The organism is Burkholderiales bacterium (genome assembly GCA_036262035.1).
GTDB lineage: Bacteria > Pseudomonadota > Gammaproteobacteria > Burkholderiales > SG8-41 > JAQGMV01.
Window position 1 is genome coordinate 840,615 of the sequence record DATAJS010000010.1, and the last position, 15,146, is coordinate 855,760.

A 15,146-nucleotide genomic window follows, 5' to 3' on the forward strand; every position below is an offset into this window, starting at 1 on the left:
AGCGACGAAGCAATCACGGAGCGTCCGTGCGCCAAGAGATCGCGTCGTCGCTTCGCTCCTCGCGATGACCGTCTCTATTCGGGTTTTATGCCGGCGCGCTTGATCACGTCCGCCCACTGCTTGATCTCGCTCTTCACGCTGGCGGCGAATTCCGCCGACGGATTGCCGACGGCCTCGAGTCCCATCGCGCCCAATTGCTGCTTCACGTCGGCGGACTGTATCGCCTGCACGAAACCGGCGTTGAGCTTGTGCACGATGGGCTGCGGCGTGCGCCCGGTGGTGAAGACGCCGTACCACACGGTCACCGCGTAGCCCGGCACGCCGGCTTCGGCGATGGTCGGGACGTTCGGCAGCACCGGCGAGCGCTTCGGCGTGGTGACGCCGAGCGCGCGCAGGCGTCCCGCCTGGATGTGCGAGAGCGACTGCGGCACGCCGCTCATGAGGATCTGCACGCGGCCGGCGATGAGATCGGGCACGCTCACCGCGCCTTTGTAAGGCACGTGCACGATGTCCACGCCCGCCTTCATTCGGAAGAGCTCGGTGACGAGGTGCTGCGCGCTGCCGATGCCGCCCGACGCGTAATTGAGCTTGCCCGGCTGGGCCTTGGCGAGCGCGATGAGCTCCTTCACGTTCGATGCCTGGACGTTCGGATTGATCACCAGGACGTACGGTGACGCGGACGCTTCGGTGACCGGCGCGAAGTCGCGGATCGGATCGTAGGGAAGCTTCAGCGCGAGGCCGGGCTGTATCGCGAAGCTCGGGCTGGTGGCGAGCAGGGTGTAACCGTCGGGGTTCGCCTTGGCGACGATGTCGAAGGCGAGGAGACCGCCCGCGCCGGGGCGGTTGTCGACGACGATCTGCTGGTTCCACAGCTCCGACAGCTTCTTGCCGATGATGCGGATCGCGACGTCGGTGCCGCCGCCGGGGCTGAAGCCGACGAGGACGCGCAGGGGTTTGGTGGGGTAGGCCGGTTCAGCGGCGAGAGCGCCGGTTGCGCAAAGCGCGGCCAGCAGCGCCGCGGCGCTTCGAGCGCCTCGGGATTGCTTCGTCGCGTTGCTCCTCGCAATGACGTCATCGCGAGGCCGCGACGCGGCCGTGGCGATCTCGTGGCGCACGATCAATTGGTCTTGAAAGCAATGCACGCGGGACTTCCTGTTTCTATGATCTGGCCGGTCGGCGTGAGCCTGCCGGTCTCGTGGTTGACGTCGAACTCGACGATGGTGTGGCCGTTCTCGTTGGCCGCATAAAGGTGCTTCCAGTCGGGATCGGGCCCGAAGAAGCGCGGTTTCTTCCCCTGGGTCGATTCCCAGCCGACGGTCTCTATCGCGCCGTCGTCCTGCACCGCGAAGATCGCGATGCTGTCGTGACCGCGGTTGGACGCGTAGACGAATCTGCCCGAAGGCGCGATCGCGATCTCCGCGCCGGTGTTGTCCGCAACGTAGGACGTCGGCGTCGTCGGCACGCGCTGGAAAGGCTCGAGCGTTCCGCGCTTCGCATCCCAGCGATAAGCGTTCACCGTCGAGTCCTGCTCGTTGACCACGTACGCGAACGGCGCGTGAGGATGGAACGCGATGTGCCGCGGGATCGCGCCGTAGCGGCACTTCACCGAGAACGGATCGCGCCCGAGCCTGCCGCTGCGAGCGTCGAAGCGAAACACGAAGACGCGGTCGAGTCCCTTGTCGGGCACGACGACCCATTGGCCCGTCGGATCGAAGATCGCCTGGTGCGGATGCGGCCCGTGCTGATGGTCGCGCCACGGGCCGTCGCCGCCTTCGGCGAGATGGAGATCGCTGCGCGGCGCGAGCGTTCCGTCGTCGTTGCGCGGAAATACCGCGACACCGGGACCGTTCGACAGCACGACCCAGCGGTTCGATGCGTCGACGGTGACGGTCGACGAGTTGTCGCCGCCGGTCTCCTGCATGTTGAGGAAGGTGAGCCTGCCCGTGGCGTCGTCGATCGAATAGGCCGCGGTCTCCGAACTGTCGCCGTGCGCCGAATAGAGAAAGCGCTGGGTGCGATCGAGGCAGACGTAGTGTGGGTTATGGATCGCGTCGCAGGCGTGCACGAACGACCACTTGCCGGCATCGTCGATGCGATAGACCGCGACGCCTTTGCCTTGGGCTTTGCGTTTTTCGGTGGTGAAGCCGCCGACGTAGGCGTAGCGGGGTTTCATTTGGTCTTGCTCAGCCCGATCGCGTCGTAGAACTCGCGGTACTCCTGCATGCGCTGCTGCAGGAAGCGCGTGAACTCGGCGCTGCCCATGAAGCGGTCTTCGTAGATGTTGCGCTTGACGAGCTCCTGCCATTCGGGCGACGCGTGCACTTTCGCGAAGGCGGCTTCCATCGTCGAGACCGCTTCCTTCGGCACGCCGGCGGTGAACGTGAAGCCGCGAATGGTGCCGGCGGTGATCGGATAGCCGAGCTCTTTCAGCGTCGGCACGTCGGGCTGCTGCGGCAGGCGCTTCTCGGACGTCACCGCGAGCACGCGCAGCGTCTTCGCTTCGACGAAGCCCGCGCCTTCGGAGAGGTTCTCGGTGGTGAACGTGGTGTGACCGCCCGCGGTCGAGGTCACCGCGTCGCCGCCGCCCTTGAAGAACACCGTACGGAACTTCGCGCCGGGCACCGCTTTTTCGATGAGGTACACCAGCATGCGGCCGGTGCCGGTCGGCGACGTGGTCGCGCCCACCAGAGTATCGGGCGCCTTGCGCGCCGCTTCGGCGAGATCCTTGAACGTCTTGTACGGCGAGTTCGCGGGCACCATGATCGTCTGCGGATCGATGACCATCAGTGCGATCGGCGTGTAGTTGTCGAGCGTGATGCTGATGTCCGGACGGTACGCCATCGCGAGGATCGTGCCGGTCACCGACAACACCGAGTACGGATCGCCGCGCTTGCCTTTGAAGTAGTTGAAGCCGACCGCGCCGGCGCCGCCGACGCGGTTCACCACCTGCAGCGGCTGCGGCAGGATCTTGTCGCGGCGGATGATCTCCGCCGCCGCGCGCGAGAGCACGTCGCCGCCGCTGCCGGGCGACGTGTGCACGGTGACTTCGATCGGCCTGGATGGATAGGTCTGCGCCGTCGCGTGCGGCATCGCACCGCAAAGACCGGCAGCCAGGAGACATGGTGCGGCAATACGGACGCTTGCGTACATCGCTTCCTCCTCCGTGACGGGCAGATCGCCGCTGCCCTTTGTTCCGGATAGTATCGGCGAAAATGTGCACCGCGCGCCGGTGTCGCGTAAGGTTCATCTGAAAACCAGGGTCTGAACCCGAAATATCCACGTTTATCCGCAACACAGACCGGGTGACTTCGAGGCCGACGAGCTGCCGAAAGGCATCGAGGCGGCGCAGGCTCTCCCGGACATACTGACGAGAACATGATCCAGAAAAAACTCTTCCGTGCGACACGAGATTGCGTCGCCGCTTCGCTCCTCGCAATGACAACGGCTGCAAGCTTTGCCGCCCAACCCGCCCAGCAGGCTTACCCCAACCGCCCCGTTCGCATCATCGTCCCGGTCTCGCCGGGCGGCGGTGTCGATGCGGTCGCGCGCATCGCGGCGTCGCATTACAACGCGACGTGGGGCCAGCCGTTCGTCGTCGACAACCGCACCGGGGCCGGCGGCAGCATCGGTATCGGGCTCGTCGCCAAAGCCGCGCCCGACGGCTACACGCTGCTCGTCACGAGCAGCGGCGTCGTGACCAACGCGGCGATCCGTCCGCAGGGCTACGATCCGATCCGCGACCTGACCGCTATAACCGCGCTGAACGGCGCGCCTTATCTGCTGCTCACCACGCCGTCGCTGCCGGTGTCGAACGTGAAAGAGCTCGTCGCGCTCGCGAAATCGAAACCCGGCGGGGTCTCCTTCGGCTCCTCCGGCGTCGGCGGGATCCTGCACCTCGGCGCGGAGCTGTTCCTGTCGCTGACGGGCACGCAGATGCTGCACGTGCCGTTCAAAGGTGTGGGCGAGGCGTATCCGGCGGTGGTCTCCGGCGACGTGAACTGGATCCTCGGTTTTCCGACCTCCGCGCTGCCGCTGGTGAAGTCCGGCCGCCTGAAGGCGATCGCGATCACGGGTGCGAAGCGCAGCAAGCTCCTGCCCGAGCTGCCGACGGTCGCCGAGAGCGGCGTCGCGCCCGGCTACGAGGTGCGCGCGTGGTTCGGGCTGTTCGCGCCCGCGGGAACGAAGCGGGCGCTCGTCGACAGGCTCTATGCCGAAGCGAAGCGCGCGATGGAGGCGGCCGAGGTCGTCCGGCGGATGAACGCCGAAGGCGCCGAAGTCATCGTCAATCCGCCGGACGAGTTCGCGCGCGACGTGCGCAACGAGTACGCGAAGTGGCGGGACCTCGTCAAAAAGCTGAAGCTCTGAAGCTAAACCGGGGTCAACCCCGAAAAGCCGGGGTCTGACCCCATGAAAATCGCTGTGCTGGACGACTACCTGCGGCGCTCGCAGACCGCCGCGGACTGGTCGGTGCTGCCGCATCCGTGCGAGATCACGGTGTTCGATCGGCCCATCCCGCCGGGCGATGCCGCGCGCGTGCTCGCGCCGTTCGACGTGGTGTGCCTGCTGCGCGAGCGCATGCGCTTTCCGCGCGAGCTGATCGAAAGCCTGCCGAATCTGAAGATGATCGCGGCGACCGGGCTCTACAACCGCACGCTCGACGTCGCGGCAGCGAACGAGCGCGGCATCGTCGTCTCCTACACCGAGCTCAGGGGCACGTATCGCAACGCCACCGCTGAGCTCACGTGGGGTCTCATCCTCGCGGTCGCGCGCCACATCCCGCACGAAGCGCAGCGCATGCGCTTCGGTGGCTGGCAGACCACCGTCGGCATCACGCTGATGGGCCGCACGCTGGGTCTGGTCGGCTTGGGACGGCAGGCGAAGCGCGTGCTGCCGGTCGCCAAGGCGCTCTCGATGAACGTCATCGCCTGGAGCCGGAACCTGAAGAGCGAGGACGCCGCGGCGCTGGGCGTCACGCGCGTCGACAAGGACGAGCTCTTCGCGCGCAGCGACGTGGTGTCGCTGCACCTCGTGCTCTCCGAGCGCTCGCGCGGCATCGTCGGTGCGCGCGAGCTTCGGCTCATGAAGCCGGGCGCCATCCTCGTCAACACCGCGCGCGGCGGGCTGATCGACGAAGCGGCGCTCATCGAGACGCTGGAAAGGCAGGGGATCGCGGGCGCCGGCCTCGACGTCTACGCGGAGGAGCCGCTGCCGGACGATCATCCGCTGCGCGCGCTGCCCAACGTGGTGTTGACCCCGCACCAGGGCCATAACGTCGAAGAGTTCTACGAGATCGCCTACGCCGATTGCGTCGAGAACATCGGCACGTTCGCGCGAGGCGCACCGATCCGCATCCTCACTCCCGAGCGCAACCAAAGCTCGATCAACGACTGAACGAACGATGAGAACAATCGCAGCAGCGGCGCTGCTCGCGCTCGGCGGCGCCGTGCACGCGGCCGAGCCCGGTTATCCCACCAAACCCATCCGGCTCCTCGTCGGGTTCACCGCCGGCGGCAGCGCCGATGCTTCGGCGCGCGTCATCGCCGCCCGCATCGGGCAGGCGCTGGGCACGACGATCGTGATCGAGAACCGCAGCGGCGCCGCGGGCGCGGTCGCCGGTCAGATCGCTGCCCGCGCCGCGCCCGACGGCTACACGCTGTTCTGGTCGAGCGCCGGCGCGCTGACCGTGAGCCAGATCCTCGAGAAGAATATCGGCTACGACGCAAGCGCCTTCGCCCCGATCGGCCGCGCTTTCACGTTCTGCAACGCGCTCGTCGCGCGCCCGGACTTCGCCGCGAGCTCGGTCGCCCAGCTCGTCGCGCTGGCCAAGTCCAGGCCCGGCACGATCGACTTCGGCAGCCAGGGCGTCGGCTCGGCGGGGCACTTGTCGGGCGCGCTGCTGCAGAACCTGACCGGCATCACGCTCACCCACGTGCCGTACAAGGGCGGCAACGACATCCTGCCCGCGCTGCTCGGCGGCGAGCTCTCGCTCGCCTTCGCGAGCTCGACCACCGCCAAGGGCATGAGGAGCCGCGTGAAAGTGCTCGCGGTGACGAGCGCCGGCCGCGATCCCGGACTGCCCGACGTTCCGTCGATGTCCGAAGCCGGCGTCAAAGGCTACGACGCCGCGTTCTGGTTCGGCCTGCTCGCCCCCGCCAGGACACCCCAGCCCATCGTCATGCGGCTCGGCGGCCTGTTGCGCGACACGCTCGCCGACGCCGATCTCACGCGGCCGCTGCTCGCGCAGGGACTCATCGCGGCGCCGTCGACGCCGCGGGGGCTGGCGGAGCAGATCCGTGCGGATTATGCGAAATGGAAGCGGGTGATCGGCGGCGGCAAGTAGGCTCAAGGCACGCGGCTTGCGTACCGCGCCGCATGACGTTCGGGACCGCCCTGTTTCTCGCGGCCGTGCTGTTGCCGCTCACGGTTTACGCGCAGCGCGACATCGGGCGCTTCACCGCCGTGCCTGCGGCCGCTGCGCTCGCCCGCGGCGGGCTGCTCGCGGTCGGCGGCGCGCTCGGCTACATCGCGACGCAGGTCGCCGAGACGCCGCTCCTGGCGTTCCTGTATTTCGCGATCGGGCTCGGACTGGTACACGTGCCGGCGGCGCTCATCCTGTTCATGAAGCGCGCGGGCGGCGCGGGAAAGTCCTGAGAGGAACCGAATCGCTAGTAAGCGGCCTCGGTCGGGTGGTAGTTGGCGTAGCCGTGCTCGGCGGCATCGGCCATGCAGTCCTCGATAGAGCCGAACTGGCACGGCGACATCGTTTCGGCGCCGTCCGCGTGCGCGGCCGTCCAGTGCCACGCGCCGTCGCCGGCGGTGGTGAATCTGAAGCTCGCGGTGGCTTGCATTTGCATCCCCTGTGTACCTATAACTGGAGAACAACAGTGCAACGGGTGTGCCGAAACATGTCGTCCCTGAAACTCGCCGGCTTCGGCGCCGCGGCGCTGCTCGCCGCGACGGCGGACGCTTCGGTGCGCATCGAGGAGCTGAGCCTCGAGCAGCTCTCCGACGTGGTCATCACCTCGGTGTCGAAACGCGAGGAAGCGCTCGCTTCCGCCGCCGCGTCGATCTACGTCATCACCGGTGAGGACATCCGCCGTTCGGGCGCGACCACGCTGCCCGAAGCGCTGCGCCTCGCGCCCAATCTCCAGGTCGCGCGCGCCGACGCCAACCAGTACGCGATCACCGCCCGCGGCTTCAACAACACGCTCGCCAACCGCCTGCTGGTGCTGATCGACGGTCGCATCGTCTACAGCCCGCTGTTCTCAGGCGTCTTCTGGGAAGTGCAGGACGTGGTGCTCGAGGACGTGCAGCGCATCGAGGTGATCAGCGGCCCCGGCGGCACGCTGTGGGGCCAGAACGCGGTGAACGGCGTGATCAACGTCATCACCAAAGCCGCCGCCGACACCCAGGGGCTGATGGTCTCGGCAGGCGGCGGCAACCGCCAGCGCGCGGTGACCACGCGCTACGGCGGAACGCTGGGCGGCGGCGGCCACTACCGCGCCTATGCGAAGTATTTCGACCAGACGCACAGCAAGCAGGGCAACGGCGCGGGCATCATGGACGAGTCGGCGCGCCAGCAGGCGGGCTTTCGCGCCGACTGGGGCACGGCGAGCAACGGCTTCACCGTTCAGGGCGACGCCTACCAGAGCAACATCCAGCAGGCGCCCGGCGGCTCGCGCGATCTCGGCGGCGCCAACCTGATCGCGCGCTGGAACCACGTCCGCGAAGACGGCTCGACCCTCCAGGCCCAGGCCTATTACGACCGCGTCGAGCGCGACCAGCCCGGCACCATTCGCGAGGAGCTCGACATCTTCAACGCCGAGTTTCAGCACGGGCTGAATCTCGGACACTCGCACCGCTTCCTCTGGGGCGCCAGCTATCGCTACGCCCACGACCACATCGACAACCTCACGCCGTTCCTGGGTTTTCTGCCGCCGACGCGCGGCCTGACCTGGTACAGCGCTTTCGCGCAGAACGAATGGCGCATCGTGCCGTCGCTCGCGCTCACCCTGGGCGTCAAGGCCGAGCACAACGACTACAGCGGGCTCGAGTGGCTGCCCAACGCGCGCGTCGCGTGGCAGATCTCGCCCGAGCGCCTGCTGTGGAGCGCCGCCTCGCGCGCGGTGCGCGCGCCCTCGCGCATCGACCGCGAGCTCTTCGCGCCGACCTCGCCGCCTTTCGTGCTCGGAGGCGGGCCGCAGTTCCGCTCCGAAGTCTCCAACGTCTACGAGATCGGCTATCGCGCGCAGGAGACACGCGCGCTGTCATACTCGATGACGGCCTTCTATCACGACCATCAGCGGCTGCGCAGCTTCGAGCTCACGCCCGGCGGCGGCGTCTTCGATAACCGCATGGAAGGCACCACCAAGGGCATCGAGGCATGGGGCGCCTATCGCGTGACGCCGTCGTGGAAGATCGACGCGGGCTGGGTCGAGATGCGCCAGTCGCTGCGCGCCGAGCCGGGCAGCACCAGCACCGTGACCACGGCCGGCCTCGGCAACGATCCTCACCGCTGGATCACCCTGCGCTCCGCGTTCGACCTGGCGAAGCGCTACGAGCTCGACATCATGGCGCGCTACGTGAGCGAGCTTCCCAACCCGCAGGTGCCTTCGTACACCGCGGTCGACGCGCGCCTCGGCTGGAAAGCGACCCCGAACGTCGAGCTGTCGCTGCTCCTGCAGAACCTCTTCGACCGCAGGCATCCCGAGTGGGGGCCGGCCGCGAACCGCGCCGAATACGGACGCGGCATCTTCTTCAAAGTGGTCTTGCGGCAATGACGCATAACCACTGCTTCAGGGTCGCACTGCGGCCATGAACCGCCGTACTGCGCTCGCCGCGCTGCTCGCGCTTTCCCGGGTGATGCCCGCGGCCGCGCAGAGCGAGGTCGATCGCGCGCTCGAGCAGCGCGTGAAGGCGGCGTTCCTGTTCCGCTTCACCGAGTTCGTGACGTGGCCCGACTCGGCGTACGCGCGCGCCGACGCGCCGTTCGTGATGGCGGTCGTCGGCGGCGACGCGGTCGCCGACAGCCTGCGCGCGATCACCGCGGGGCGCAGCGTCGCCGGTCGGACGATCGAGGTGAGGCGCGTCTCCGCCGCCGACGCGATCCCGCTGGCGCAGGTCGTCTATATCGCGGGCAGCGAAGGCGCTCGCACGCGCGAGATCCTGCAGAAGGCGCCGCGGCATGCGCTCGTGGTGACCGAGGCCGACGGCGCGCTCGACTACGGCGCGGTCATCAACTTCGTCGTGGTCCAGGAGCGCGTGCGCTTCGACGCGTCGATCGACTCGGCGGAAAAGCGCGGCCTGCGCCTCTCTTCGCGGCTGCTCGCGGTCGCACGCACGGTGCGGGGCAGCTACTGATGTTCAGGGCCTTCCGGCAGTCGGTACGCTTCAAGCTGCTCGTGCTGATGCTGGCGACGACGCTGGTCGCGCTCGTCGTCGCGGTGGCGGTGCTCGTCGCGTACGACTCGACCGATTACTACGACCGTGTCGCCTCCGATCTCACCACGCAGGCGGACATCCTCGGGCGCTCCAGCGTCGCGGCGCTCGCGTTCGACGATCGCGCCGCGGCGCGCGACACGCTCGCCCTGCTGAAAGTGCGTCCGGCGATCCTCGAAGCGGCGATCTACGACGAGAGCGGCGTGCTGTTCGCCGAGTACGTGGGGGATGGCCACACCGCGGCCATCCCGCCGAAAGCGCTGTTCCCCGGCGTGCGCGTGCAGGGCAAGGAGATCGCGCTGTTCCAGCCCATCGTCGAGAGCGGCCGCACGCGCGGCACGGTGTACTTGCGCGAGCGTTACGAGCTCGTCGAGCGCGTGCGCAACTACCTCGGCATCCTCGCCGCGGTGTCGGCTCTGAGCCTGGGCGCGGCGCTGCTGATCTCGGCGTTCCTGCAGCGCGCGATCACCAAGCCGATTCTGGACATCACCGGCGTTGCGCAGGACGTGATGGTCACCCGCGATTACTCGCGGCGCGTCACGCGCACGACCGAGGACGAGACCGGCTATCTGGTCGACGCCTTCAACAACATGCTGGGCGAGGTCGGGCGCCGCTCGGAAGCGCTGCTCAGGGCCGACCGCATGAAGGACCAGTTCCTCGCGATGCTCGCGCACGAGCTGCGCAACCCGCTCGCACCGATCAGCAACGGTCTGCACCTGCTCGAGAGGGCGGGCGACAAGCCGCAGCTCGCGGCGCAGGCGCGCGCCATGATGGCGCGGCAGGTGAAGCAGCTCGTGCGCCTCGTCGACGATCTGCTCGACGTCTCGCGCATCACCACCGGCAAGCTGGTGCTGCGCGACGAGACCGTCGAGCTCGGCGCGGTCGTCGACAACGCGGTCGAGATCGCGCGGCCGGTGATCGACGCGCGCGAGCACACGCTCGAGGTCGAGGCCGTCGACGGGCCGGTCTTCCTGCGCGGCGATGCGACCCGGCTCGCGCAGGTGTTCTCCAACCTGCTCAACAACGCGGCGAAGTACACGCCGCCGGGCGGGCGTATCGAGCTTCGGGTCGCGATCGAGGGCGATCGTGCGGCGGTGACCGTCACCGACAACGGCATCGGCATGACCCGGGAGACGCTCCACGAGGTGTTCGAGATGTTCACGCAGGCGAACACCGCGATCGACCGCGAGCAATCGGGTCTCGGCGTCGGGCTCGCGCTCGCGCGTTACCTCGTCGAAGCGCACGGCGGCACGATCGAGGGCGAGAGCGCGGGCCTGAGCAAGGGCAGCCGCTTCACGGTGCGCCTGCCGCTGGTGCGCTCGCCGACGGGGCCGTCGCATCCATTCCTCGAGCCCGACGCCGCGCCCGCGCCCGGCCAGCGCGTCCTCGTGGTGGACGACAATCGCGACTTCGCGGCGAGCCTCGCGATGATCCTGCGCGACATGGGCAACGAGGTCCGCGTCGAGCACGACGGCCCCGGCGGGCTTGCCGCCGCGGAATCGTTCCAGCCGGACGTCGCGTTCCTCGACATCGGCTTGCCGGGCATGGACGGCTACGACCTCGCGCGGCGCATCCGCGCGAGCGGCAATGCCTCGGTGCTGATCGCAGTGACCGGCTGGGGACAGGCGGCGGACAAGGCGCGCTCGCACGCCGCGGGTTTCGACCACCACGTGGTCAAGCCGCTGGAGCCGGCGGAGCTGCCGTGGATACTCGGCGCGGCGCAGCGCGCGCGTGCGGATGTGAAACCCTAGTCGATTCCGATGCCGGCGGCCTCCGTCGGCGTACCATAGGCGGCCATGAAGACGCTGATCGCGTGCGTGCTATTCCTGCTCGCCGCCGGCGCGCAGGCGCAGGGCGTCGCGCCTTCGCAGAACCGCGTCGACCTCAAGACCGCCGATGAGACGGCGATCGCCTACAAGCTGACGCCGTCGTTCTACCACACGAGCTCGCAGCCCGACGCGTACGACGTCAACCTGCGCGGCAACTTGTCCACGCACACCGCGTGGATCGGCTATTACCAGCAGGCGGGCGAGTTCCGCCAGCTACGGCTGGGGTACGAGGACACGATCGCGCTGCCGTTCGGGCATCTCACGCCGTCGCTGCAATACGCGACGCGCGGTTTCCTCGGCGGCAGCGTCAACGCCGAGATCGGCGAGCGCTGGTTCGGCCTGCTCGGTTTCGGCCGCACCAACCTCAAGGATTACTTCAACCTCAACTTCGATCCGAACGACGCGATCCTGTTCGGCTTCGGCACGCGCGCGATCCCCAGGACCGTGCTCTCCGCCTACGAGATCAAGGACGACCGGCTGCACACCGGGCAGCGCATCGCGCACGTGGTCGCGCGCATCAAGCCCGACGAGCGCACGCGGCTTACGATCGACGTCTTCCACAAGAACGGCCGCGCCTCGGCCGAGGACGAGATCAGGGTGCGCGGCACCGGGGTGTCGGTGACCCTCGATTACGACCGCTACTTCGTGCGCGTCGCGAGCGATCCGCACGTCAACTTCACGGCCGACCACATGGTGCGCGTCTCCCTCGGCCTGCACTTCTGAATCGCCCCGATCACCTCCGCGATCCTGCTCTTATAATCCGCACCTCGATCCTGCGTGAATTCCGAATGGCCGACACGTCCCGCGCGCGACACGCGTCACCCGCATCGCTCCCCGAATCCGCCCCGTCCGCGAGCCGCTACGCGCCGACGGGACGCCTGAAGCTGCACTACCTCGATTACGGCACCGAGGGTGCAAAGCCGCTGCTCTTCGTCCACGGCGGCGCGGCGCACGGCCACTGGTTCGACTTCGTCGCGGGCGGCTTCACCGCCGATCATCACGTGCGCGCGGTCGATCTGCGCGGCCACGGCGACAGCGAGCGCGCCGACCCGCCCGCGTATGCGTATCGCGACTACGCCGACGACATCGCGGCATTCGCCGAAGCGCTCGACCTCAGGGACTTCACGCTCGTCGGCCATTCGATGGGCGGCATCGTGTCGCTGGTCTACGCGGCGAATTACAGCGGGAGGCTGGGGCGGCTGGTCGTGGTGGACTCGCGCATGCACATGAGCGCGGAGAACGTGGCGCGGCTGCGCGACTTCGGCACGCGTCCGCCGAGCGCCTACGCGACGCAGGACGACCTCGTGCGGCGCTATCGGCTCGAGCCGCCGGGGACGCAGATCGCGCCGCCCGAGGTGATCCGCTACATCGCGATGCACAGCGGCCGCGAGCAGCCCGACGGCACGTGGACGCACAAGTTCGACCGCAGCCTGTATTCGATCTTCGAGCGGCTCGACGCCATGCCGTGCTGGGACCACGTGAAGGTGCCGGCGCTGCTGGTGAAAGGGGACAAGAGCGACCGCATCGACGACGAGGCGCTCGAAGAGATCCGCCGCCGCGCGCCGCAGGTCGAGGTCGCGGTGGTGGCCGACGCCGACCACCACGTCACGCTCGACAACCCGCGAGGGTTCGTCGAGGCGGTGCGGAGATTCCTCGCGAGGTAACGGTTCGTCATTCCTGCGAAGGCGTAGGGGGCGTCATTCCCGCGAAGGCGTAACGAGCGTCATTCCCGCGAAGGCGTAGGAGCGTCATTCCCGCGAAGGCGGAGGGGCGTCATTCCCGCGCAGGCGTCGCGGGCGTCATTCCCGCGCAGGCGGGAATCCATTTTCCAAAGCGTCAAAGTCAAAATGGATTCCCGATAGTCCCGGCTGTCGCCGGTTCGGGAATGACGAATCAGCCTCCGCCACCAATTTCGTTCTTGAGGCGCTCCTCCCGCTCCCCCGTTTCCGCCGCCGCGCGGCGGGCGTCCTCGGGAGTGTCGTAAGCGTCGGAAAAGATGGTGTAGCCCACGTACGCCTCGGGCTCGAAATACCATTTGTCGGGATCGTAGGGCTCGCGCCTGGGCGGCGCTTCGGAGCCCCGGTAGACCGTGTACACGCCGGCCGCCGTCGTGACCTTGTCCATGCTGCACCGTCCTTTTTGCGGTTGCCGCTGCCCGGGTGCCGTACTATACTCACGCCGCCGTAAGCAGCCTCGACATAACTATAAGCTTTTGAAGGGGATTACATGGCAACGTGGTGCTTCAAAACCGCGGCGCTGAACGAGCGCAATTCGTCCCGCTACCTCTGGTACTGGCAGATCGACACGCACGACGCGCTGCTCTTCACCGCGATCAAGCTCTTCCCGACGCTCGACGAATGCGTCGACGACGCGCGCGGCCAGGGCTTTTACGGCCAGCTCACACTGCCTGACGCAGTGAATCACCCGGCGGTCATCACCTGGACCGACGACGGCGACGGGATCAGCACCACGCGCATCGACCAGCAGGCGGCCTGACCGCCCGACGACAAACCCGGCGCCCGCCGGGTTTTTTGTTACCGTAGCGTCTCCGTGAGAGAAGGGAGGGCGCCGTGACGCTACGCGATCGCATCGGCATCGATCTTTCCCGCAACATCCGCATCGAGGACGGCGTCGAGTGGGCCGCCAGGACCGGCGTGCGCTACCTCGACATCCAGCTCGACACCGCGGCCAACGCGATCACCTCGTTCGACGCCGCACGCGTCAAGGGGGTATGCGCGATGCGCGAGCGGCACGACATCCATCTCGGGCTGCACACCTCCTCGGCGGTGAACGTCGCCGAGTACGCGCCGTACGCCTCCGACGGCGTCGACAACTATCTCAAGGCGTACGTCGACATCTATCACGAGCTTCAGGCCGAATGGATCGTCGTGCACGCGGGCTACCACTTCGGCAAGGACAAGGAGGCGCGCATGAAAGCCGGCCTCGAGCGCCTGAAGCGCATCGCCGAGTACGCCGAGAAGAAGAACGTGCGGCTGCTGCTCGAGAACCTGAACAAGGAGCCCGCCGACGCCGAGGTGCACTACCTCGCGCACACCCTGGAGGAGTGGCGGTACTACTGGCCGCTGCTCGATTCGAACGCGCTGAGGCTCTCGTTCACGGTCAACCACGCGCATCTCGTCCCCGACGGCGTGCGCGGCTTCGCCGAAGCGCTCGATTTCTCGCTGGTCGGGGAGGTCAGGCTCGCGGACTGCTTCCGCAACGGCCACGAGGTGCACCTGAAGCCCGGCGACGGCGATCTCGATTTCGGCGAGATGTTCAAGCTGGTCGAAGGCCGCGGCTTCAAGGGGCATTACACCAACGCGTTCGGCAAGCTGGACGACATGCTGGCGGCGCGCGATGTGCTCGTGGCGCATGCGAGGTCGGCGGGAGTTGCCGTGGAGTAAGGAGGTTCGCGATGCCCGAGAGAAAGACGCTGGAACGCGCGCGGAAAGACAAGCGCGAAGGCAAGGCGCCGAGCACCCAGGCCGGCGAGTTCGTGAAGGAAGAGATCGATCACGTAAGAGCAGGCAAGCACGGCGCGCGCTCGACCGAGCAGGCGATCGCGATCGGCCTGTCCAAAGCCCGCCGGGCGGGCGTCGACCTGCCGCCGCCGAAGAAAGGCACGGCGTCCAGGAAGACGAGAAAGCGCGCCAAGCGCGACTACGCGGTCGGACAGGGCAAGAAGCGCCCGGCGAAGCGCGCTTCGAAGAAACGCGCACGGGCGGTGAAGAAGGCCTTGAAGCGCATGCCGCACAAGGCCGCGTCGAAGAAGGCGCTGTCGCGGCACGCGCGCAAAGCGGCGAAGAAGCGCAGCGCGGCGGATCGCTCGGCGGCGGCGAAGAAGGCGGCGAGGACGCGGGCGAAGAAAAAGTGAAAGTC

At 67.9% G+C, this 15,146-nt stretch carries 17 protein-coding genes; 12 read left to right on the top strand and 5 right to left on the bottom strand.

What is annotated here, in order from left to right; genetic code table 11:
* Positions 1–74: 74 nt before the first annotated feature.
* From VHP37_11940 to VHP37_11950, 3 genes are read right to left on the bottom strand one after another with little or no spacing between them, the layout of a single operon-like run.
* Positions 75–1,142, bottom strand: a complete 1,068-nt coding sequence (locus VHP37_11940) for a tripartite tricarboxylate transporter substrate binding protein (protein HEX2827051.1) — start codon at positions 1,140–1,142, stop codon at positions 75–77.
* Entirely contained in the window at positions 1,118–2,173 is a 1,056-nt protein-coding gene (locus VHP37_11945) for a lactonase family protein (protein HEX2827052.1), read from the bottom strand. Before VHP37_11945 ends, VHP37_11940 begins: the two co-directional genes overlap by 25 nt.
* On the bottom strand, positions 2,170–3,150 hold the full coding sequence (locus VHP37_11950) for a tripartite tricarboxylate transporter substrate binding protein (protein ID HEX2827053.1): 981 nt from the start codon (positions 3,148–3,150) through the stop codon (positions 2,170–2,172). The genes VHP37_11945 and VHP37_11950 overlap by 4 nt, the downstream gene beginning before the upstream one ends.
* Before the next feature lie 285 nt (positions 3,151–3,435).
* On the opposite strand from VHP37_11950, the gene VHP37_11955 reads away from it, so the two are divergent.
* From VHP37_11955 to VHP37_11970, 4 genes are read left to right on the top strand one after another with little or no spacing between them, the layout of a single operon-like run.
* Positions 3,436–4,365 carry a tripartite tricarboxylate transporter substrate binding protein gene (locus VHP37_11955; protein ID HEX2827054.1) on the top strand — a complete coding sequence of 310 codons (930 nt, stop codon included), beginning with the start codon at positions 3,436–3,438 and terminating at the stop codon, positions 4,363–4,365.
* Positions 4,366–4,407: 42 nt separating this feature from the next.
* Positions 4,408–5,391, top strand: a complete 984-nt coding sequence (locus tag VHP37_11960) for a D-2-hydroxyacid dehydrogenase family protein (protein HEX2827055.1) — start codon at positions 4,408–4,410, stop codon at positions 5,389–5,391.
* A gap of 7 nt (positions 5,392–5,398) precedes the next feature.
* The gene (locus VHP37_11965; protein HEX2827056.1) at positions 5,399–6,340 is read left to right on the top strand and encodes a tripartite tricarboxylate transporter substrate binding protein; all 942 of its coding nucleotides are present in this window, start codon (positions 5,399–5,401) and stop codon (positions 6,338–6,340) included.
* 32 nt (positions 6,341–6,372) lie between these two features.
* Positions 6,373–6,651: a hypothetical protein gene (locus VHP37_11970; GenBank protein HEX2827057.1), complete on the top strand. Its 279-nt coding sequence runs from the start codon at positions 6,373–6,375 to the stop codon at positions 6,649–6,651.
* A gap of 14 nt (positions 6,652–6,665) precedes the next feature.
* Here the strand turns inward: VHP37_11970 and VHP37_11975 are convergent, their stop codons facing one another.
* Positions 6,666–6,848: a hypothetical protein gene (locus tag VHP37_11975; GenBank protein HEX2827058.1), complete on the bottom strand. Its 183-nt coding sequence runs from the start codon at positions 6,846–6,848 to the stop codon at positions 6,666–6,668.
* Positions 6,849–6,905: 57 nt separating this feature from the next.
* On the opposite strand from VHP37_11975, the gene VHP37_11980 reads away from it, so the two are divergent.
* The 5 genes from VHP37_11980 (at position 6,906) to VHP37_12000 (ending at position 12,931) form a co-directional block, all read left to right on the top strand.
* On the top strand, positions 6,906–8,780 hold the full coding sequence (locus VHP37_11980) for a TonB-dependent receptor (GenBank protein ID HEX2827059.1): 1,875 nt from the start codon (positions 6,906–6,908) through the stop codon (positions 8,778–8,780).
* 34 nt (positions 8,781–8,814) lie between these two features.
* Positions 8,815–9,360, top strand: coding sequence for a YfiR family protein (locus VHP37_11985; protein ID HEX2827060.1), 546 nt, complete (start codon positions 8,815–8,817; stop codon positions 9,358–9,360).
* On the top strand, positions 9,360–11,189 hold the full coding sequence (locus VHP37_11990) for an ATP-binding protein (GenBank protein ID HEX2827061.1): 1,830 nt from the start codon (positions 9,360–9,362) through the stop codon (positions 11,187–11,189). The genes VHP37_11985 and VHP37_11990 overlap by 1 nt, the downstream gene beginning before the upstream one ends.
* Positions 11,190–11,234: 45 nt before the next feature.
* A complete protein-coding gene (locus tag VHP37_11995) occupies positions 11,235–11,990 on the top strand; it encodes a hypothetical protein (protein ID HEX2827062.1) in 756 nt (251 codons plus the stop codon).
* Between the two features lie 65 nt (positions 11,991–12,055).
* Positions 12,056–12,931 (top strand): alpha/beta hydrolase, encoded by an 876-nt coding sequence (locus VHP37_12000; protein ID HEX2827063.1) that lies wholly within the window; start codon positions 12,056–12,058, stop codon positions 12,929–12,931.
* Between the two features lie 229 nt (positions 12,932–13,160).
* Here the strand turns inward: VHP37_12000 and VHP37_12005 are convergent, their stop codons facing one another.
* Positions 13,161–13,391, bottom strand: a complete 231-nt coding sequence (locus VHP37_12005; protein HEX2827064.1) for a hypothetical protein — start codon at positions 13,389–13,391, stop codon at positions 13,161–13,163.
* A gap of 102 nt (positions 13,392–13,493) precedes the next feature.
* Here VHP37_12005 and VHP37_12010 point away from each other — a divergent pair, with 102 nt between their 5' ends.
* The 3 genes from VHP37_12010 (at position 13,494) to VHP37_12020 (ending at position 15,141) form a co-directional block, all read left to right on the top strand.
* Positions 13,494–13,763: a hypothetical protein gene (locus tag VHP37_12010; protein ID HEX2827065.1), complete on the top strand. Its 270-nt coding sequence runs from the start codon at positions 13,494–13,496 to the stop codon at positions 13,761–13,763.
* Positions 13,764–13,837: 74 nt separating this feature from the next.
* Complete coding sequence (locus VHP37_12015) at positions 13,838–14,671, top strand: TIM barrel protein (GenBank protein ID HEX2827066.1); 834 nt, start codon at positions 13,838–13,840, stop codon at positions 14,669–14,671.
* A gap of 11 nt (positions 14,672–14,682) precedes the next feature.
* Positions 14,683–15,141 (top strand): DUF6496 domain-containing protein, encoded by a 459-nt coding sequence (locus VHP37_12020; GenBank protein HEX2827067.1) that lies wholly within the window; start codon positions 14,683–14,685, stop codon positions 15,139–15,141.
* The last annotated feature ends 5 nt before the right edge of the window (positions 15,142–15,146 follow it).